Origin of the sequence: Ensifer sp. NPDC090286 (genome assembly GCF_044769565.1) — a bacterium.
Classification (GTDB): Bacteria; Pseudomonadota; Alphaproteobacteria; order Rhizobiales; family Rhizobiaceae; genus Ensifer.
Genome location: NZ_JBIVYF010000003.1, coordinates 932373 through 950880, shown reverse-complemented (window position 1 = coordinate 950880; position 18508 = coordinate 932373). Strand labels below are relative to the sequence as shown.

The 18508-nt window shown below is 63.4% G+C and carries 17 protein-coding genes and 2 tRNA genes; 9 read left to right on the top strand and 10 right to left on the bottom strand.

Annotation, left to right across the window (positions count from 1 at the left end; genetic code table 11):
• Positions 1–61 precede the first annotated feature (61 nt).
• Positions 62–484 carry an iron response transcriptional regulator IrrA gene (irrA, locus tag ACIQUG_RS19855; RefSeq protein WP_043611882.1) on the top strand — a complete coding sequence of 141 codons (423 nt, stop codon included), beginning with the start codon at positions 62–64 and terminating at the stop codon, positions 482–484.
• A gap of 45 nt (positions 485–529) precedes the next feature.
• Here the strand turns inward: irrA and ACIQUG_RS19850 are convergent, their stop codons facing one another.
• The 3 genes from ACIQUG_RS19850 to ACIQUG_RS19840 form a co-directional block, all read right to left on the bottom strand.
• Positions 530–955 carry a plastocyanin/azurin family copper-binding protein gene (locus ACIQUG_RS19850; RefSeq protein ID WP_402323632.1) on the bottom strand — a complete coding sequence of 142 codons (426 nt, stop codon included), beginning with the start codon at positions 953–955 and terminating at the stop codon, positions 530–532.
• A gap of 104 nt (positions 956–1059) precedes the next feature.
• Complete coding sequence (locus ACIQUG_RS19845) at positions 1060–1695, bottom strand: trimeric intracellular cation channel family protein (protein WP_077962782.1); 636 nt, start codon at positions 1693–1695, stop codon at positions 1060–1062.
• 110 nt (positions 1696–1805) lie between these two features.
• Complete coding sequence (locus ACIQUG_RS19840) at positions 1806–2591, bottom strand: YdcF family protein (RefSeq protein WP_402323631.1); 786 nt, start codon at positions 2589–2591, stop codon at positions 1806–1808.
• A 59-nt stretch (positions 2592–2650) separates the two neighbouring features.
• Here ACIQUG_RS19840 and ACIQUG_RS19835 point away from each other — a divergent pair, with 59 nt between their 5' ends.
• Complete coding sequence (locus ACIQUG_RS19835; protein ID WP_402323630.1) at positions 2651–3091, top strand: hypothetical protein; 441 nt, start codon at positions 2651–2653, stop codon at positions 3089–3091.
• A gap of 32 nt (positions 3092–3123) precedes the next feature.
• On the opposite strand, the gene ACIQUG_RS19830 is transcribed toward ACIQUG_RS19835, so the two are convergent.
• Positions 3124–3199: transfer RNA gene (locus ACIQUG_RS19830), tRNA-Ala, on the bottom strand.
• Between the two features lie 200 nt (positions 3200–3399).
• On the bottom strand, positions 3400–3792 hold the full coding sequence (locus tag ACIQUG_RS19825; RefSeq protein WP_043611865.1) for a TIGR02300 family protein: 393 nt from the start codon (positions 3790–3792) through the stop codon (positions 3400–3402).
• A gap of 298 nt (positions 3793–4090) precedes the next feature.
• Here ACIQUG_RS19825 and aroA point away from each other — a divergent pair, with 298 nt between their 5' ends.
• The 4 genes from aroA (at position 4091) to rpsA (ending at position 8775) form a co-directional block, all read left to right on the top strand.
• A complete protein-coding gene (gene aroA / locus ACIQUG_RS19820) occupies positions 4091–5437 on the top strand; it encodes a 3-phosphoshikimate 1-carboxyvinyltransferase (protein WP_402323629.1) in 1347 nt (448 codons plus the stop codon).
• 23 nt (positions 5438–5460) lie between these two features.
• Positions 5461–6267 carry a hypothetical protein gene (locus tag ACIQUG_RS19815; RefSeq protein ID WP_402323628.1) on the top strand — a complete coding sequence of 269 codons (807 nt, stop codon included), beginning with the start codon at positions 5461–5463 and terminating at the stop codon, positions 6265–6267.
• Positions 6264–6902, top strand: a complete 639-nt coding sequence (cmk, locus tag ACIQUG_RS19810) for a (d)CMP kinase (protein WP_402323627.1) — start codon at positions 6264–6266, stop codon at positions 6900–6902. Before ACIQUG_RS19815 ends, cmk begins: the two co-directional genes overlap by 4 nt.
• A gap of 148 nt (positions 6903–7050) precedes the next feature.
• Entirely contained in the window at positions 7051–8775 is a 1725-nt protein-coding gene (rpsA, locus tag ACIQUG_RS19805) for a 30S ribosomal protein S1 (protein ID WP_082005877.1), read from the top strand.
• Between the two features lie 139 nt (positions 8776–8914).
• Here the strand turns inward: rpsA and ACIQUG_RS19800 are convergent, their stop codons facing one another.
• The 3 genes from ACIQUG_RS19800 to ACIQUG_RS19790 all read right to left on the bottom strand — a co-directional run bounded on the left by ACIQUG_RS19800 (position 8915) and on the right by ACIQUG_RS19790 (position 12250).
• On the bottom strand, positions 8915–10507 hold the full coding sequence (locus ACIQUG_RS19800; RefSeq protein ID WP_402323626.1) for a hypothetical protein: 1593 nt from the start codon (positions 10505–10507) through the stop codon (positions 8915–8917).
• Positions 10508–10791: 284 nt separating this feature from the next.
• Positions 10792–11496 (bottom strand): hypothetical protein, encoded by a 705-nt coding sequence (locus ACIQUG_RS19795; protein WP_402323625.1) that lies wholly within the window; start codon positions 11494–11496, stop codon positions 10792–10794.
• Between the two features lie 229 nt (positions 11497–11725).
• The gene (locus tag ACIQUG_RS19790; protein ID WP_402323624.1) at positions 11726–12250 is read right to left on the bottom strand and encodes a BA14K family protein; all 525 of its coding nucleotides are present in this window, start codon (positions 12248–12250) and stop codon (positions 11726–11728) included.
• A gap of 224 nt (positions 12251–12474) precedes the next feature.
• Between ACIQUG_RS19790 and ACIQUG_RS19785 the strand changes: the two genes are divergently transcribed.
• The 3 genes from ACIQUG_RS19785 (at position 12475) to ACIQUG_RS19775 (ending at position 15300) form a co-directional block, all read left to right on the top strand.
• A complete protein-coding gene (locus tag ACIQUG_RS19785) occupies positions 12475–13902 on the top strand; it encodes a phosphomannomutase (protein WP_402323753.1) in 1428 nt (475 codons plus the stop codon).
• A 77-nt stretch (positions 13903–13979) separates the two neighbouring features.
• Positions 13980–14066: transfer RNA gene (locus ACIQUG_RS19780), tRNA-Leu, on the top strand.
• A gap of 280 nt (positions 14067–14346) precedes the next feature.
• Positions 14347–15300: an adenylate/guanylate cyclase domain-containing protein gene (locus ACIQUG_RS19775; protein ID WP_402323623.1), complete on the top strand. Its 954-nt coding sequence runs from the start codon at positions 14347–14349 to the stop codon at positions 15298–15300.
• A gap of 3 nt (positions 15301–15303) precedes the next feature.
• Here ACIQUG_RS19775 and ACIQUG_RS19770 read toward each other — a convergent pair whose 3' ends face one another.
• Together ACIQUG_RS19770 and ACIQUG_RS19765 are read right to left on the bottom strand one after the other, a co-directional pair.
• Complete coding sequence (locus ACIQUG_RS19770; protein WP_402323622.1) at positions 15304–17310, bottom strand: adenylate/guanylate cyclase domain-containing protein; 2007 nt, start codon at positions 17308–17310, stop codon at positions 15304–15306.
• Positions 17311–17463: 153 nt separating this feature from the next.
• Entirely contained in the window at positions 17464–18492 is a 1029-nt protein-coding gene (locus tag ACIQUG_RS19765; protein WP_402323621.1) for a hydroxyacid dehydrogenase, read from the bottom strand.
• Positions 18493–18508: the final 16 nt, after the last annotated feature.

Genomic DNA, 18508 nt, shown 5'->3' with positions numbered 1-18508 from the left:
TAAAAGTTATATCGCGGAGGAAGTATTGTGAATTTCGCCGGGATACATGGAACGACCCTTGATGACGAAAGCAACAGAAGTGAGCTCGGAAGAAAGGCTTCGCCACTCAGGCCTGCGTCCGACCCGTCAACGCGTTGCCCTCGCCGATCTGATCTTTGCCAAGGGTGATCGCCACCTGACCGTCGAAGAATTGCACGAAGAGGCCGTCATGGCCGGCGTGCCCGTGTCGCTGGCGACGGTCTACAACACGCTGCACCAGTTTACCGAGGCCGGCATGATCCGCGTGCTGGCGGTGGAAAGCGCCAAGACCTATTTCGACACCAACGTGTCGGACCATCATCACTTCTTCGTCGAGGGCCAGAACGAGGTTCTCGATATTCCGGTCAGCAACATCCACATAGACAATCTGCCGGAGCCGCCCGAGGGCATGGAAATCGCCCATGTCGACGTGGTCATCCGTCTGCGCCGCAAGAACGGCCGCTGATAGGGCGGCCACCGTGACGGTGGCCGCGATGGCGATCGATCGCCGCTATTCCGTCACCGTCAGATTGGCGCGCATGCCAGCCTCGTAGTGCCCTTTGATGTTGCAAAGGAGCACATAGCTGCCCGGCGCGAGCTTGGCTTTCAGCTGGCCGTCGGCTCCGGGCTTCAGCTCGGAAACCTCACCGAGGCTCTTGAGTTGCTTTTCGTCGACGCGATGCTTGGCCGCGATGAGATTGATCTTCTGGTCGGCTGATTTCAGCTTCACCAGCACCATCTCGTGCTCTTCGGTCATGGCGTCGTTGTGCACCAGGAAGACCGTCTCTCCGGCCTTTATCGTCGACTGGTCGAGTGTCAGTGTCATCGGGCCGCCCGCTTCACCACCTTCGACGACCTTGACGGTCGTGGCGGCAAATGCCGGCGAGGCCATGCAAAGAAGGGCGAGTGCGGCAAGCTTGTTGCTGAGGAAGCGCATGCGGTATCCCTTTCGCTGGAGCCGCCCGGGTGGCGGCCGACACCGCATCAACTACGCTACCCGTGCTGTCCGGCGCCTGTCATAGGCAGGCGGGTGCTCAAGGCTCACATCACGTCGTCCGGGTCGCGGCCAGGCAATGCCTTGCCGGTCGGCAGCGTCCAGCCGAATTTGAGCGCGCCTGCGCGTACGGCAAAGGCCGAGGCCACGCCGAGCGCCGAGGCGGCCACAAGCGGTAGCCCCACCATCGTCGCCAGCACATAGGCGCTGGCGCCGATCAGCGCTGCCGTCACGTAGACTTCCGGCCGCAGCAGCACCGAGGGTTCTCCGGCCAGCAGATCGCGAAGCACGCCGCCGAACGTCGCCGTCAGCATGCCGGTAACGAGCGCGACGCCCGGCGACCCCGTGGCCGCATAGCCTTTCGCCGCACCCATCACGCAATAGGCCGACAGGCCGATCGCGTCGAGCCAGACGAGGACCCGGTAGCGCGAATCGAAGAGATGGGCGGTGAAGAACAGGAGAACGGCGACGGTGGCGCAGACCAGCAGATAGGTCGGGTTGGTGACCCAGAAGACGGGCGTAGCGCCGAGCACGACGTCGCGCATCGTGCCGCCGCCGATGCCGGTGACCGAGGCCAGGAACAGATAGCCGATGATGTCGAGCTGCTTGCGCGACGCCGACAGCGCCCCGGTGGCGGCAAACACGGCCACGCCGGCATAGTCGAGGATTTCGAGGATCGGCATGGGCGCTCCGTTTCAGCCCGATTGGCTCTCGCAGATCATTAGCGCACCGCCAGGATGAAGTCAGGGGGCGAACTGCCGTTTGCAGCAGCAGTGGGGCATGTCATGGCTTCCTATTGCGGCAGCACGGCCTGGGTGCGGCCGAGCAGGTAGTAGGCAACAAGCCCGGTCCATTCCTTGGCGGCCGTCGTCGTCAGCTGCGCGTTCAGCGAGGGCTGGGTGAAATCGAAGCCAAGGCGCACCTTGCCGCTGGTGCGGTAGTCGGTCGGCCAGGGCAGGACATCGATGTCATTGGCGCGGAAGAGCCCGACGGAGCGCGGCATATGATAGGCCGAGGTGACGAGCGCGCACTGTGAAAGTCCGTTTGCCGCCAGCAGGTCCTTGGTGTAGCGCGCGTTCTCGAAAGTGGTGCGCGAATCTTCCTCGCGGATCACCCGATCCGCGGCGATCCCGAAGATGTCGAAGAACGCCTTGGAGGCCAGCGCATCGCCCTCGTAGGCGCCGCTGATCGAGCCGTCGCCGCCGGAGACGAGGATCCGCGCTTCGGGATAACGCTTGGCGAGGCTCGCGGTCTCGATGAAGCGGTCTGCCGCCTGGTTGAGTTCCGTGCCGCCACGGCTCGCCATGACTTCGTTTTCGAAGGCGCCGCCGAGCACGATGATGCAGGAGAGCGCCGTCGGCGGTGTCGGGCGCGCAAATCGATCCTCGAGCGCTTGCAGCGCATAGGGGCCTGTGGTGGTGAACAGGCTGGCGAAAAGCACCAGCGCGCCGAGGCTGCCGAGAACAGCGCCGATGCGGCGCCAGCCGATGGCCGTCGCAAGCAGCCCGGCGATGACGGCAAGCAGCGAGAACGACAGCGGCTGCGCGATGAGCCAGAAGATTTTCGAGATCAGAAACATGGTACCAGCTTCTGCGTTCCGCTGCTTAACAAATCATGAACGCATGGCGGCGCGAGCGGATGGTGCGCGCGAAGCGGCTGTTCGCGTTCGCGCAAGCTAGCGCATGCATCCTGTTCATCCGAACGTTGCGTGGGCGGCTCCGGCCACCACTTTCATTTGAAGCCGAAAGGAGTATCATCCCCGAGATGACCACGATAGCCGGCTTCCGATCGCAGCTGTTTCGTGCCGCCAACGAGGTTCATGACCTCACCCCGCTGCAGGCACAGCGCTTGCTTGAAGGCGCAGTGGCGCTGATCCGCTGCATGCGCGAGCAGACGGGCATGGAGCCGAACACCGAAGCGCCGGACGTAACCAACATCCTTCTGGATATCGCCGGTTCCATCCCCAGCCGATCCGAACGCGAAATCCGCAACGCCCTGCTTGAGTCGGCCGACATCATCCGGCTCTTGACGATGATCCTGGATTCGCTGGACGAAATGGCAGCGGACGAAGGTCCGTGAGGACCGGGCACTGATCAATCGAAAGAAGGATTTGGTGGAGCTAAGCGGGATCGAACCGCTGACCTCTTGCATGCCATGCAAGCGCTCTCCCAGCTGAGCTATAGCCCCATATCGGGTTCCGGCTAGGCCGGTCCGGGAAGCTCGTCGGGCTGTTGTGCTCGGCGAGTGGCGGCTTATTACTTCCCCTTTTTGAGGATGGCAAGCCGAAAAATGCGTGGCCTGTGGATTTATTTTTTGTCCGGGCCATTTTTCTCCCGTCCGGGCCACTTTGGCCGAGGACGGGAGCATTTCTTTGTCATTTGAAGCGCTTAGACGTCTTCTTCGTCGTCCGACACGCCGATGAGGTCGCTCATGTCGTCGTCGTCGTCTTCGTCGTCTGTCTGCAGGAAGGTGTCGTCATCGTCGTCACCGTCGATTTCGACGTCGTCGTCGCCGAGATCCGGCAGGTCGTCGCCGCCGGCTGCCTCATCATCGGCATCCTCGAGCGAAACGAGTTCGACTTCGGTGTTCTCTGCATCGACTTCCGTTACGTCTTCTTCTTCTTCCTTCTCGAGCACCTTGGCGACCGAGGTTTCTTCGAAGAAGGACAGCGGATAGGACTTGCCGGTGTAGGGCGAAACGATCGGATCACTGTTCAGATCGTAGAATTTGCGCCCCGTTTCCGGGTCGATGCGCTTTGTTCCAAGTTCCGGTTTTGCCACAGTCAAAGCCTCTTGAATGGCCGGCCGAGCCGGCGCTTGCCGGAAAGCCGGCGGGTGGAAAGGGTATCAAGCTTATGATGATTAGCCGGTCCCCATAATCGTCTTGACCGCATCTGTCAAAGACAAATCGCCAAAGCCCCGGCGTTGCCGGCTTTCCGGCCCTTGCCGCCTCCTGTGGCGATCTCCGCGCGACCGCGATTTATGGAACACGCAACAGGGGTTGTGATAGGAGTGCTGCGGAACGGGCGCGGTTGCGCCTTTCACCAAGAGCGCCCTTTTTCGGGCCAGAGGATGCCGCATGTCTCATGGATCGGGCCCGCGGCCCGCCACCGCCCGAAAGTCCGCCGATCTGCGCGGGTCGATCCGCATTCCCGGCGACAAGTCGATCTCGCACCGGGCGCTGATGCTGGGTGGGCTTGCTGGCGGCGAAACGCGCATTACGGGCCTTTTAGAAGGCGCGGACGTGCTGGCCACCGGCCGCGCGATGCAGGCCATGGGGGCCCGCATCCGCAAGGAGGGTAACACCTTTGTCGTCGATGGCGTCGGCAACGGCGCGCTGCTTGCACCAGAGGCGCCGCTCGATTTCGGCAATGCCGGCACTGGCTGCCGTCTGGTGATGGGGCTGGCGGGCGTCTATGACTTCGAAACGACATTCGTTGGCGATACCTCGCTCAGCCGCCGGCCGATGGCGCGGGTTCTCGACCCCTTGCGCGAAATGGGCGTGCAGGTGAGGGCGGCCGCAGGCGATCGCCTGCCGGTGACCCTTCGCGGACCGAAGACGCCGACGCCGATCGCCTACCGGGTGCCGGTCGCCTCCGCCCAGGCGAAGTCGGCGGTGCTGCTCGCCGGTCTCAACGCGCCCGGCATCACCACCGTCATCGAACCGGTCATGACGCGCGATCACACGGAACGGATGCTGCAGGCGTTTGGCGCCGCGCTCTCTGTCGAGACCGAGATCAACGGCGTTCGTACGATCCGCCTCGAAGGTCGAGACAAGCTTACCGGCCAGGAGATCGACGTGCCCGGCGATCCTTCGTCGGCGGCTTTCCCACTGGTCGCGGCCCTGGTCGTTCCGGGCTCCGACATCACGATCACCAACGTGCTGATGAACCCGACGCGCACGGGTCTGATCCTGACGCTTCAGGAGATGGGCGGGGATATCGAGGTGATCGACGGCAGCCATGTTGGCGGGGAAGACGTGGCGGATCTGCGCGTACGGCATTCCGAACTGAGCGGCGTCACGGTTCCTGAAGAGCGCGCCGCTTCGATGATCGACGAGTACCCGGCTCTCGCCATCGCCGCCGCATTTGCCGAAGGTAAGACCGTCATGGCCGGCCTCGACGAACTGCGGGTAAAGGAGTCCGATCGTCTCGCCGCCATCGCCGCAGGCCTGACGCTCAATGGCGTCGAATGCGAGGAGGGGGCTTCTTCGCTGATGGTGCGCGGCCGTCGCGACGGCAAGGGGCTCGGAAACGCAGCCGGTGCATCGGTCAAGACCCATCTCGATCACCGCATCGCCATGAGCTTCCTGGTTCTTGGACTTGCATCCGAACATCCGGTCACCGTCGATGACGTGTCGATGATCGCGACAAGCTTTCCTGGCTTCTTGGACCTGATGGCCGGTCTCGGCGCGAGGATCGCGTGAGTTCGACGACGCTGGCGACAAGAATGAGATTGCCGCTGACCGTTGCGGTCGTGGTGCTTCTGACCCTGCTGACGCAGATCGGCGGCGCCGTCTGGCTCGTCACGCGTGCGCTCTTGCGCCGAAGGAGGGCCGGCGTTGCCGTGTTCCTCGCGCTCTTTCTCGGCCTCTATGCGGCAGGGACCGCGCTCAGCTATGCCGTTGCGCCGATCTTCGGCCGCGTTCCTCTGTCCTGTTTCGACGATGGCACGTCGCGGCTGAAGATGCAGTCACCGCTCTTCTGCGTCCTGAACCGCCAATATGTCGTTCCGGAATTGAAGGAAGCGGCGGCCGCCCTGTCGCGCCATATGGATCAGGCGTTCCCCGGAACGACCACCTTGGCGCTCGACGCCAACTTTCCGTTCTTTGACGGTTTTCCGCTTTTCCCGCATCTCTCCCATTCGGACGGTCGGAAGCTCGATGTCGCATTCTTCTATCAGGATGCCGAGGGCAGCTATAAGGATAGGGCGACCCGCTCGCCGATCGGCTATTTTGCCTTCGAGCAACCGAGAGCGGAGAGCATTCTCCCATGCCGGGATCGCGAAGACCTCTTGACCTTGCGCTGGGACTTGGACTTCTTGCAGTCGCTGTGGCAGCCCTTGCCGCTGGAGGAGGGCCGAACCGCAGAGGCGCTCCGCTGGCTCTCGGGCGAGGGGAGCGGTTTCGGCATCGAGAAGATTTTCGTGGAGCCGCATCTGGCGCAGCGACTTGGCGTCGAAGCGGAGTCCATTCGGTTTCAGGGGTGCCGGGCCGCCAGGCACGACGACCATATACATATGCAGGTTGGAAAATGACGTTCACCATCGCCATCGACGGACCGGCCGCAGCCGGCAAGGGCACGCTCTCGCGCCGCATCGCCGAGGAATACGGCTTCCATCATCTCGATACGGGGCTGACCTATCGCGCCACCGCCAAGGCACTGCTCGATGCCGGCCTGCCGCTTGACGACGAGGCGGTCGCCGAGAAGGTGGCGCGCGAGGTCGAACTGGCAGGCCTCGATCGCTCGGTCCTTTCCGCCCACGCGATCGGCGAGGCGGCCTCGAAGATCGCGGTCATGCCGGCCGTGCGCCGGGCGCTGGTCGAGGCGCAGCAGGCCTTTTCGCTGCGCGAGCCCGGCACGGTGCTCGACGGCCGCGACATCGGCACGGTCGTCTGCCCGGATGCGCCGGTAAAACTCTATGTCACCGCCTCGCCGGAAGTGCGGGCCAGGCGTCGCTACGACGAGATCATCGGCAATGGCCAGCCGGCCGACTACCAGGCGATTTTCGAGGATGTGAAGAAGCGCGACGAGCGCGACATGGGGCGTGCAGACAGTCCTTTGCGCCCGGCCGAGGATGCGCACTTGCTTGATACGTCCGAAATGAGTATAGAGGCGGCGTTTCAGGCCGCGAAGACTTTGATCGAGGCGGCCCTGATCAAGAAGATCTGAAGAAGAGCCCATCCCAGACACTGTCAGGATCGCCCTTCTTGCATAAGCCTGAAATTCCGTCCACGCGCCGGATTGCTCCTTCAAATGGAGCGGACTGGGTTCAGGCCTGTTCAACACCAGCCCCCGGCGCATGTGCGTCTCGAATGAGATGCATGCAGGAGATTCCATGTCTGCTACCAACCCCACCCGTGACGATTTCGCAGCGCTTCTCGAAGAATCCTTCGCGAAGACCGATCTCGCCGAAGGCTATGTTGCCAAGGGCATCGTTACGGCCATCGAAAAGGACGTCGCCGTTGTCGACGTCGGCCTGAAGGTCGAAGGCCGCATCGCTCTGAAGGAATTCGGCGCGAAGGCGAAGGACGGCTCGCTCAAGGTCGGCGACGAAGTCGAAGTCTACGTTGAGCGCATCGAAAACGCGCTCGGCGAGGCTGTTCTGTCGCGCGAAAAGGCTCGCCGCGAAGAAAGCTGGATGCGCCTGGAAGTGAAGTTCGAAGCCGGCGAACGCGTCGAAGGCATCATCTTCAACCAGGTCAAGGGTGGCTTCACCGTCGATCTCGACGGCGCCGTTGCCTTCCTTCCGCGCTCGCAGGTCGACATCCGTCCGATCCGCGACGTGACCCCGCTGATGCACAACCCGCAGCCCTTCGAAATCCTCAAGATGGACAAGCGCCGTGGCAACATCGTCGTTTCGCGTCGTACGGTTCTCGAAGAGTCCCGCGCCGAACAGCGTTCTGAAATCGTTCAGAACCTTGAAGAAGGCCAGGTTGTCGAAGGCGTCGTCAAGAACATCACCGATTACGGTGCGTTCGTCGACCTCGGCGGCATCGACGGTCTGCTCCATGTCACCGACATGGCATGGCGCCGCGTGAACCATCCGTCGGAGATCCTGAACATCGGCCAGCAGGTCAAGGTTCAGATCATCCGCATCAACCAGGAAACCCACCGCATCTCGCTCGGCATGAAGCAGCTCGAGTCGGATCCGTGGGATGGCATCGGTGCGAAGTACCCGGTCGGCAAGAAGATCTCCGGTACCGTCACGAACATCACCGACTACGGTGCGTTCGTCGAGCTGGAGCCGGGCATCGAAGGCCTGATCCACATCTCCGAAATGTCCTGGACCAAGAAGAACGTACACCCCGGCAAGATCCTGTCCACGAGCCAGGAAGTCGACGTTGTCGTTCTCGAAGTCGATCCGACCAAGCGTCGTATCTCGCTCGGCCTCAAGCAGACGCTCGAGAACCCGTGGCAGGCATTCGCGCATAGCCATCCGGCTGGCACCGAAGTTGAAGGCGAAGTCAAGAACAAGACCGAATTCGGCCTGTTCATCGGCCTCGACGGCGACGTTGACGGCATGGTTCACCTTTCCGACCTCGACTGGAACCGTCCGGGCGAGCAGGTCATCGAAGAGTTCAACAAGGGCGACGTCGTTCGCGCTGTTGTTCTCGACGTCGACGTCGAGAAGGAACGCATCTCGCTCGGCATCAAGCAGCTCGGCAAGGATGCAGTCGGCGACGCCGCTGCTTCGGGCGAACTGCGCAAGAACGCCGTTGTTTCGGCCGAAATCATCGCGATCAACGATGGTGGCATCGAAGTGAAGCTCGTCAACCACGAAGACATCACCTCGTTCATCCGCCGCGCTGACCTGTCGCGTGATCGTGACGAACAGCGTCCGGAGCGTTTCTCGGTTGGTCAGGTTGTCGACGCTCGCGTCACCAACTTCTCCAAGAAGGACCGCAAGATCCAGCTGTCGATCAAGGCTCTGGAAATCGCTGAAGAGAAGGAAGCCGTTGCTCAGTTCGGTTCGTCCGACTCGGGCGCTTCGCTCGGCGACATCCTCGGCGCAGCTCTGAAGAACCGCCAGAACAACGAGTAATCGTTGCCTGACGTTTGAACTGAAAAACCCGCGGAGAGCGATCTCCGCGGGTTTTTCTTTGTAAGTCCGAAGTGTGAAATCGGCGCGCAGCTTTGGGCGCGGCCAGGCCCGAGCCCAAGTCCAAGTCTGAGCCGGTGTCCTAACCGAGACCGCCGAGCCTGCGGTAAAGATCATAGGCGTCGGGCGTTTCCGGTGCCTCTTCCTCTGGCATGGCTTCGCCGGTCGGCTCTCCGTCTTCCGGGTTTCCGTCGCTGCCCTCTTGTGCCGTTTCTTCCTCGCCCGTTGCCTCTTCGCCGGAGCCTCCAGGCATGCCGCGCGAATGGTCTTCGCCTTCCACCTCGCCCGCGTCCGTCGGATAGGGGATCATGGCGAAGGGGATGGCCTCACGCGGCAGGCCGTTTTCCACCAACCTCGCGATCATCTGCTGCACCGTCTGTTCGTCCGTAGTGCGCTGTGGGCGAATGTCTGTGGTTGCGCGCGGCTGGACCGTCTCCTCGGGGCGATCATCCAGGAGCGACGGCAAGTTCGTGTCTGCAGCCGTTGCGGTGTGCTGGCGGGCGGCGGCATCGGCGATGCGCGTGCCGGCGTCCTTGGCGGGCGTCTGGGAATGGGTGGCCGGTTCTTCAATCGGTTGCCGCGCCGCCGATCCGGGATCGCCATCGGCCGCGCCGGCAGGCAAGGCCACGCTGTCACGGATGAGTGTCTTGATCGCCTCGGAAAGCACGCGTGCCGGGCGCACCTCCGGGTCGTTGCGACCGGCCGCAGTGGTCCTGTGGCCGTCTTCCTCGTCGGCATCGGGCAGCGGTCCGTAGGTGCCGTCGGGATCCTCGCCTTCGATCGTATCGGCCGCCTCCGTCTCGTCGGCGCCGTGTGCGTCGAGCGGCGCTGCGGCACTGTCTTCGGCCGGGGCTTCTATCTCTCCATGCCCGGTCTCCCCGGGTTGCAGGGCTTCCTCGGCCTCGGCCATGGGGCCGGCCAGCGATGCCGCCTCCGCAATCTCGCCTTCGCCGGCAAGCAGGGCGGCAGCGCTGCCGATCGGCGTATCGCCCGACGAAGCGCTCTTCGCGCCGTTTGCGCGCGCGTCGCCTCGCTCCGCGGGCTTTTCGCTCCGGCCCTTCGACGACGCTTCGGTTCCGACCGTTTCCAGTTCCTCGCCCCGCGGCTCGGTCACATCGTTGCCGACGCCAAAGGTCTTGCGCAGCACGGCCTGTAGAAGGGCGACTTCACCCCCGAGCGGCGTGCGTGCGGCAGCCTGGCTCAAAGGCAGCGCCGGCTGGAGCGAGGGGTTGCGTAGGATGACGTCACGCGCCTGCGCCGGCATGGGTGTCGCGGTGCCGCCCGGCGCGTTCGTGCCGTTGCGGATGGCCGGCAGCTCCGCCAGCAGGCCGACGCGGATAGAAAGATTGCGCCCGCCGAGCTGCCGCTCCAACAGCACCCGGTCGGACGTCGGCATGGATTCGAGGAAGGCGACCAGCCGCCGGACGAAATCGCGCCCGCCTTCCTGCGGCAGTGGCGGGAATTTGAGGATGCGCGCCAGATCCTCCATCAGTCGCACCAGCGCGTCCTTCGAAAGGATCTCGCGACCGGACAGATGCCGTGTCAGCGCATCGAGGATTTTCTGTATGGCTTCGCCACGCTGGCTGGCAGTCAATGGCGCTGCAGGCTGCAGCGTCCTTGCGGTCGTCTCTTCTGTGCTGGCCGCGGTTCGGGCTGCCTGGATGGGTATCAGCATTCTGGTCTCCATCTCGCTTGACCTCGGTTTGACCAATCGTCGTCGAGCGACGAAACGCGCTTGGGCGCGGTCCGATTTTTCGGCTTGCGCGCGACTTTCTGTTCATCACTTGCGGGTTGGCGCCTCATGCGCGTCGTGGCGAATGGCCAGACAGCCGCGGCTCGGCCGCGGATAGGAGAATCGGCATGATGGTTTGAGATTAGGAGAAAGAGGTTTATGAATTCTTAACCATGTTTCGACGCCCCCGCCTGTCGCGGTCCGGCTTGCGGACGGGTCGGCAAGGCCTATGGTGCGCCCGCCGTGCGCTGGTCGGCGACATCTTCCATCTCGTCCTTGAGCTGGAGTGCCCGCAGCTGGTGCTCCTCTTCGTCGAGCGATAGCTTGTCGGTTCTGCGGGTCGGGTCGCTGCGCAGGCTATCGAGCTGCGCTTCCTCGATCGACTGCGGCTCGGTCGCGCGCGCCAGGCGGTCGACGGCATTTGCGGCTTGGGCGGTGCTTTGCGGCCCCTTGTCGGCCGTTTCGCCAAGCGCGGCCTTCAGCAGGTCGTTTTCGCGGCCGGTTGGATTTTTGAGCGCCTGGATCAACTCGCTCAGAGAAATGCTGAGCTTGTGAAGCCCAAGCGCCTTCTCGACGCCGGCGATGGCGCCGGGGCTCATTTCCTTCAGCTGGTTCTCGATTTCCCTTGCAAAGGCCGCATCGGACTTGAACGTTTCGCGCTCGACGCCGAAGATCTTTCCGACCTCTCGGATGAGCACGGCGCGGTTGTTGCTGGCGTCGTTGCGGGCATGATCGAAGAAGTAGCCGTTGATCTTCTCGTTGGCCGCTTTTTGAGCGCCATCGGGCTTGACCTGCTCCCTCAGGAGCCTGTCGTCCTTTGTGCCCTTGGCCTTTTCCTCTTCCTCCGTCTGTCGCTTCTCGATGTCCCTGAGGATCGAGCCGACCAGATTGGTCGTCGCGGTGGCGGCAGATTGCTGGGTCGGAAGCAGCATGTTTCATCCTGGCAGCACGATGGATCGTTTCGAAACGGTAGGCCTTCGCGGTTAATGCCGGTTTAACTCGCGCTGCCGAGATGTTGGAACACGCAAGAGCCGGCAATGGCGCGCAAGGCTTCCACCTCCCGCTGACGCGGGACCAAAGGGGCGCAGGCGGCACGGCCAGGCCGGGCCTCGATCAGGGCGCTAGAGCGTCTCTTGCGCGTTCACATGGACGCATCGGGCTCTAGCGGTAAGGCGAATAGCAGACCTTGTAGGCGCCACCGTAGCTTAAGAACCGGTTGGTTGCCGGATTGTAGGAACGGTAGCGCGACAGGCACCAGCTGACATGGGCGTTGCCGCCGCCGACATAGCGATCGCGATAGTAGTAGTTGCCGCCGTAGTAACGGCGGGGATAGTCGCGATAGTAGCCGTAACGGGGATAGTAGCCGTAGCGGGGGTAGTAACCTCCGCCATAGTAACCGCCACCGTAATAGCCGCCGGAGCCGAAATACAAGGTCAGGCCGGAGCCGCCATAATAAGGGCTACCCCATCCGCGTCTGTAGTAAGGGCCTCCCCAACCGCCGCGCCAACCGTATCCGCCATATCCGCCGTAACGGCGGTGATAATACTGCACATTCTGGACGTCGCCTTGTGCCTTGATCTGAAGGTCGGGCGCCTGAAGCGGCATCGTCTGCACAGGTCCGACGGGGGTGATCAGGGAGGCGGCGGCCAAGCTGCAGCCGATAACGAAATTGCGAAATCCCGTCATTTTGTCCTCGCTTTCGGAAAGCACTGCCTTCCGGTTGTGTCCCTGCCTGTATTACGTTTGCATTTCTTGGTTTATTCATGGCAATGGGCAGGGAGCGTGCAGAAGGGAGCCTTGGAGCTCCGACCTTTGGCCACCTCGCCCGGAAGGCGCCTGTCCCGCGTGCGCGCCGTTTTACATTTGTCCCTTTTTTCGCCCAGCACTGGGCAGCGGAGAATGCGATGCAGTTGAAGTTTGGTACCAGCGGCCTGCGTGGCCTCTCAGAGGAACTGAAGGGTGAGCCTTCGGCTCGCTACGCGACCGCGTTTGCGCGCTATCTTCTGACGTCCGGGCGCAGCCAGCCGGGTGATCCCATCGTGATCGCCCGAGATTTTCGCGATTCGAGCCCGGAGATCGCCGCGGTCTGCGCCTCGGCGCTTGGGCGCGAGGGGCTGCGCGTTTTCGATTGCGGCACGGTGCCGACGCCGGCGCTTGCGCTCTATGGCCGCGAATGCGGAGCGGCCGGTCTGATGATCACCGGCTCCCATATCCCGGCCGATCGCAACGGCATCAAGTTTTATCGGCCGGACGGCGAGATCGACAAGGAAGATGAAGTCGCCATCAGCCGGATTGCCGATGAAATCGCCGGGCAGGTCGCACCCGTCGCCGATCAGGGGATCGGCGAGGACCATGAGTCCCGCGCAGCCACGCTTTTCATGGAGCGGAACCGGCAGTTGTTGCCCGCCGGAGCGCTTGTCGGCCTCAAGGTCGGCGTCTACCAGCACAGCACCGTCGCCCGGGACCTTCTCGCCGAGCTGATCGCCTTCTTTGGCGCCGAGGTCGTCGCCCTTGGACGCTCGGAACACTTTGTCCCGGTCGACACCGAAGCTGTGTCCGCTGAAACGATCGAACGGCTTCAGGAGTGGGCCCGCGAACACCGGCTCGACGCGATCGTATCTGCGGACGGTGACGGCGACCGACCGCTGGTCGCGGACGAGAACGGCGCGCCGTTGCGCGGCGATCTCCTCGGGTTGATTGCCTGCGGCTTCCTCGGCGCGACGCGCGCCGTTACGCCGGTCACGTCGAATTCCGGCCTGGAGCGCAGGGAAGGGCTCTCCGTGCTGCGCACCCGTGTCGGGTCGCCCTTCGTGATCGCCGGGATGCAGCAGGCCTTGGACGAGGGATCGACCAAGGTCGCCGGCTTCGAGGCCAATGGCGGCACGCTGACGGCCAGCCCGTTCATCGTCAACGGCGCAACCCTCCAGGCGCTGCCAACCCGCGACTGTGTCCTGCCGATCGTCGCTGCACTGGCCGCGGCGGCAGAGGCCAAGCTCTCGCTGTCGGCGATGGCCGCATCCTATCGCCTTCCCGTGGCGCTCAGCGACCGGCTCGAAAACTTTCCGGTCGAAACCAGCGCCCGACTGATGGCCTATTTGCGCGGCGGTGACGAAAACCTCTCCGCATTTCTGGCGCCGATCGGCAAGCCGGCGAGCGTAAGCGATATCGACGGGCTGCGGGTGACGCTCGACGACGGTCGCATCATTCACTTCCGCCCCTCCGGAAATGCGCCAGAGATGCGCTGCTATGTCGAGGCGGACACGGTAGAGGCGGCCGAGCGGCTTCTGTCGAGCGGTCTATCCACAATCCGGCATTGGGCAGAAACCGCCTCGAACTGAGTTTTTTGTCCTCTGACACGAAAACTTCAAAAAGCCTGTTGACACTTCGACTCGAGCCTTTTACACACCCGCTCGTCGCCCAGATGGCGGAATTGGTAGACGCGCCAGCTTCAGGTGCTGGTACTCGAAAGGGTGTGGAGGTTCGAGTCCTCTTCTGGGCACCAAATTCCCAAACCAAATCTTTGATTTGGTTTTGAAAAACCCCGGTTCGCCGGGGTTTTTTCGTTTCTGGCCTCTGGCCGGATTCCGCGACGATTTCCTGCCTTCCAGTCCGCACTTTTCGACCAGAATGGTTGCATGCTCGAGATATTTTCGCGCGGTGCGCCTTGAAGCTTGGGTCGGCAGCATTGATATTCTATCGGCAATGAAAGGGCAGGCTTTCCGAGCGAGGGCGGCGCCCATGTTATCGTCCGCCGGGGCGGCGGCTTTGAGGAGGACGAAGCGATGTCTGAGACACGTCGCAAGCTGACGACCATATTCTCCGCGGACGTCCAGGACTACACGCGGCTGATGCGCGCCGACGAGGAAGGCACGCTCGCCACGTTGAAGCGCCACCGCGATGCCATGGGACGGCTGATCGAGGCGCATGAGGGCCGTGTCGTCAACACCTGGGGCGATGGGCTGATCGCCGAGTTTCCGAGCGTCGTGGAAGCGCTGCGTACCGCGATCGACGTGCAGAACGAACTTGCCGGCTGCAACGAGAAATGCGCGGCCGACGAGCAGATGCTGTTTCGCATCGGCATCAATCTTGGCGACGTGATCGCCGAGGGCGACGATCTCTATGGCGACGGCGTCAACGTGGCAGCCAGGCTGCAGGCGTCCGCGCCGGCTGGCGGCATCGTCATCTCCAACACCGTGTACGACCAGGTACGCAACAAGGTCGCCGTCGGTTTCGATTTTCTGGGACCTCTTGAGGTCAAGAACATCGATGGCGGCGTGCCGAGCTATGCCGTGCGCATCGGCACGGACGATCCCCGTCCGGCCTTTGCCGCCGAAACCTTCGGCCGTCGCGTTGAAGCCGCCGCTCCGGAAGCGGCCCAACCGCGCCCTGAGCCGGAACCCGTGGGCGTGATTGCGGCGATCAGAAGCGGATCGCTCCCGGTCCTCTGCATCGTTGCTGCAGGACTGGTCGCTCTCAACCTTTTGACCTGGAACGGAACCTTCTGGTCCGTCTGGCCGCTGCTTGGCCTCGCCATCCTGGCCGGACTTGCCTGGATCAAAGCCAACCCGTGGGTGGATCGCAGCATCGGCATGCTGGTGCTCTCGGGGTTGGTGCTTCTCAGCATCAATCTCTTGACGTGGCGCGGCGTCTTCTGGGCCGTCTGGCCACTGCTTGCCTTTGCCGTGGTCGGAGGCATCCGCTGGGTCACGCGGCAGGGCCGCAGCCTCGGCTCCTGACGCCTATCCGCGGCTTTCGGAACCGGCCGGCGAGTTGTCGCGCGTCGTCGGCTCGTCATCGAGGGCTTCCGGCTCTTTCGGCTCGGCGCCCAGCACTTCGTAGATCTCAAGGGCCGAAGCGCGGCCCTTGGCTTGCGCTGTGCCAAGCGGTCGGAAGTGGATCGTGCCACCCGTATGGGCGACGACCGCGCCGCTCGCCATGATCGTCGTGCCGTAGTTCTTGTTCATGCCCTCCAGGCGCGAGGCGACGTTCACCGTGTCGCCCATGGCGGTATATTGCAGCCGTTCCTTGGCGCCGACATTGCCGACGACGGCGGTGCCGGTGTGGATGCCGAAGCGCGTGCGGAACTCCGGGAGTCCCTTCTTGCGCTGTGCTTCGTTGAAGACGCTGAGGCGCTGCTGGACTGCGAGCGCGCACCGACACGCATTCTCGGCGTGTTTGTCGTCCGGCGCCGGGGCGTTCCACATGGCAAAGACCGAATCGCCGAGGAACTGGATGATCGTGCCGTCGTGCTCGCCGACCGTCTCGCTGAAAATGTCGAAATACTCCGACAGCATCGCCACCACCTCCTCGGGCGAATGCCGTTCGCTGAGCGTGGTGAAATCGTAGATGTCGGTGAAGAGCGCGGTGACTTCCTGGCGCCAGGCGGCGCGGCCGCTGAAGTGTCCGGATTCGATGCCCTTGCGCACCAGTTCCTTCGGCACATAGAGCGCGAAAGTGAAGATCGCGTCGCGGGCCCGGTTCATGGCGCCGCCGAGCGTCGAGATTTCGCTGACATGCGAGGAAACGTCGATCGGGGTGGTGAAGTCGAGGTCCTGCAGCCGGTTGGCGCTGGCGGTCAGCTGGTTGAGCCCCTTGGTGATCAGATGCGCCAGCACCAGAGAGGCGAGCACCGCCAAGGCTACCACGGCCCCGGAAATCGCCAGCCCCTGAACGAGCGTCTTGTTGGCGTCCGCCATCAGTTCGTCGAGCGGGGCGGCCACGACGGCCCGGTTGCCGGAGAGAAGCAGCGCGGATTCGAGCGGCGTCACCATGACGAGATAGGTGCGGTCCCCTACCTGCACGAAGTCGGCCTTGCCGGGCGCTGGCGGATGCTGACGGATGCTCTGGATCAGCGGATCGCTGTCGGCCTGCACGATCGGAGCGTCCTTGTCCTTGGCCGCCATGATACGCCGCATCATCACCCTGTCGGAGTGGATGATCGGCCGGCCGACGGCATCGAGGATGAAGGAGACCGAACCAGCAGTCAGCCGCTCGCGGGCGAGGAAGTCGGTGATCGTGTCGAGCACGACATCGGCGCCGATGACGATCTGCGGATTGCCGCGATGCGCCTGCGAGATGGTCATGCCCAGCGTTTCGGTGGTGGCGCTTTCATAGGGCCCGGTCGAGACCGCGGCCTTGCCGTTGACTGCTGCGCGGTACCAGGGCCGGGTGCGCGGGTCGAAGCTCGATGGCGGCAGCCGCCGTTCGGAGAACTGCGTGCCGTCCTTGTCGAGGAAGAGAACGCGCTGGACCGGCTTGCCGTTCGAATCCCGTTCCATCGAGCGCACCGCAATGGCGGCGCCACGGGGCGCGTCGAGCGCCATGCGCCAGGCAACCTGCTTGAGGTCGACGACCTGAAAGAACGCGCCATTGGGATAGCCGACATAGACCCCATCGATGTGCGGCGAGCGGGTGATGCCTTCGCGAAGTACCGCGACCTTGTCGTTCATGCGCTCAGGCGGGGGCACGAGGAAGGAATTGGCGACGGAGGAGACAAGATTGACGAGGGCGGACGTGTCCCCCGAGAGCACGCCCAGCCGGTCGACAAGGCGGTTCATGAAGCCGCGCATGTTGGCTTCGGCGTCGGCGATCGCGGCGTTGCGCGAGCGATGGTAGTCGAGCCCGACAAGCGTCGCGGAAACGACGATCAGCATGGCGACCATGACGAGGCTGAACAGCGATCGCAGCGAACTGTTCCAGCCATCGCGTGTCTTGCCTTGTCGAGCGCCGGGCGCCGTGTCTACCATCGCGTTTCTCTGAATCCGTAACGATGCCTCGGCGACGACCTTAACGTGCAAGGTCGGTCGCATGTGCAAGAAAAGTTAAATGCGAATCCCATAAAACACGTTAACCGGCGGGATGCACGATCCCGCCGGGATCAGCAGCGAAAAATCGATGTCTCAGTTCACCGTTACGGGCTTCGAGCGCATGCGCGCGACGGTTTCGCGTTCGGCGCGCTTGCAGCGCATCGGCGGCAGGCCGCGATCCATCAGGTCCATGTCTTCGAGCACCATGTCGCCCATCTTCTTGAAGGCGCTGTCGAGCGCGCCGGCGCGATGGGCCGAACGCAGGAAGCCCGGTAGGCGGCGAACGGGATGGTCGAGCGGCAGGGGCTCCTGCGGAAAGACGTCGCTCGCCGCCACGATATGGCCGCGCGCGACGGCTGCGATCAGCGCATCGAAGTCGACGACGCTGGCACGGCTGAGCAGAATGAAGGCAGCACCCGGACGCATGCGAGCAAACGCCTTCTCGCCAAGGAAGCCTTCATTCTCGCTGGTGACGGAGGCAACGACGAAGACGAAGTCGCTTTCGCCAAGCACGGTGTCGAGCGGTGCCGGTTCGACGCCGTTGTCTCGCAGGATCGAAGCCGGCATCCAGGGGTCAAAGACGCGGATCTTCGCCCGGAAACCGGAGAGTACACGGTTCAAGGCCTTGCCGAGATCGCCAAAGCCGATGATGCCGATCTCGGCGCCGGAGAGAAGGCGTGCCGAGCGGTTGCCGTCGCCGCCCCAAAGTTCGCGGCCCTCGCGGAAAGCAAGGTCGGCGTCGACGACGCCGCGGGCGATATTGAGCGCCATGGCGAGGCCGAGTTCCGCCACCGGCTCGGCAAAGACCTGGCCGGTCGTCACCACATGGATGCCGCGCTCGAACAGCACCTCATAGGGCATGTTGTTGATCAGGTTGCTTTCGACGTTGAGGATCGCTTTCAGCTGGCCCATGCGCTGCAGGGTGGCGTGGTCGAGCGGCGGCTGGCCGATGATGTAGCGGGCGTTGCCGAGCACGTCGTCGCCAAGGCTTGCGATATCCTCCGGGTCCGCTTCGACAATGCGGTAGCGGCGATGCAGGTCCTTGAGGGCATCCGGTGTGAAGATGAGATCGAGCGTGCGCGGTGCGGGTGCACTGATGGCAAGCGGCCGGCTGTCTGGCATGGTTCCTCCCACTGCC

Coding starts and splice junctions, on each gene's coding strand:
- ACIQUG_RS19845 (WP_077962782.1), bottom strand. CDS start 1,695: ATGCCGATCCTCGAAATCCTCGACTATGCCGGCGTGGCCGTGTTTGCC.
- ACIQUG_RS19770 (WP_402323622.1), bottom strand. CDS start 17,310: ATGGTAGACACGGCGCCCGGCGCTCGACAAGGCAAGACACGCGATGGC.
- ACIQUG_RS19800 (WP_402323626.1), bottom strand. CDS start 10,507: ATGCTGATACCCATCCAGGCAGCCCGAACCGCGGCCAGCACAGAAGAG.
- aroA (WP_402323629.1), top strand. CDS start 4,091: ATGTCTCATGGATCGGGCCCGCGGCCCGCCACCGCCCGAAAGTCCGCC.
- ACIQUG_RS19795 (WP_402323625.1), bottom strand. CDS start 11,496: ATGCTGCTTCCGACCCAGCAATCTGCCGCCACCGCGACGACCAATCTG.
- irrA (WP_043611882.1), top strand. CDS start 62: ATGACGAAAGCAACAGAAGTGAGCTCGGAAGAAAGGCTTCGCCACTCA.
- ACIQUG_RS19775 (WP_402323623.1), top strand. CDS start 14,347: ATGTCTGAGACACGTCGCAAGCTGACGACCATATTCTCCGCGGACGTC.
- ACIQUG_RS19835 (WP_402323630.1), top strand. CDS start 2,651: ATGGTGCGCGCGAAGCGGCTGTTCGCGTTCGCGCAAGCTAGCGCATGC.
- ACIQUG_RS19850 (WP_402323632.1), bottom strand. CDS start 955: ATGCGCTTCCTCAGCAACAAGCTTGCCGCACTCGCCCTTCTTTGCATG.
- rpsA (WP_082005877.1), top strand. CDS start 7,051: ATGCATGCAGGAGATTCCATGTCTGCTACCAACCCCACCCGTGACGAT.
- ACIQUG_RS19840 (WP_402323631.1), bottom strand. CDS start 2,591: ATGTTTCTGATCTCGAAAATCTTCTGGCTCATCGCGCAGCCGCTGTCG.
- ACIQUG_RS19765 (WP_402323621.1), bottom strand. CDS start 18,492: ATGCCAGACAGCCGGCCGCTTGCCATCAGTGCACCCGCACCGCGCACG.
- ACIQUG_RS19790 (WP_402323624.1), bottom strand. CDS start 12,250: ATGACGGGATTTCGCAATTTCGTTATCGGCTGCAGCTTGGCCGCCGCC.
- ACIQUG_RS19815 (WP_402323628.1), top strand. CDS start 5,461: ATGAGATTGCCGCTGACCGTTGCGGTCGTGGTGCTTCTGACCCTGCTG.
- cmk (WP_402323627.1), top strand. CDS start 6,264: ATGACGTTCACCATCGCCATCGACGGACCGGCCGCAGCCGGCAAGGGC.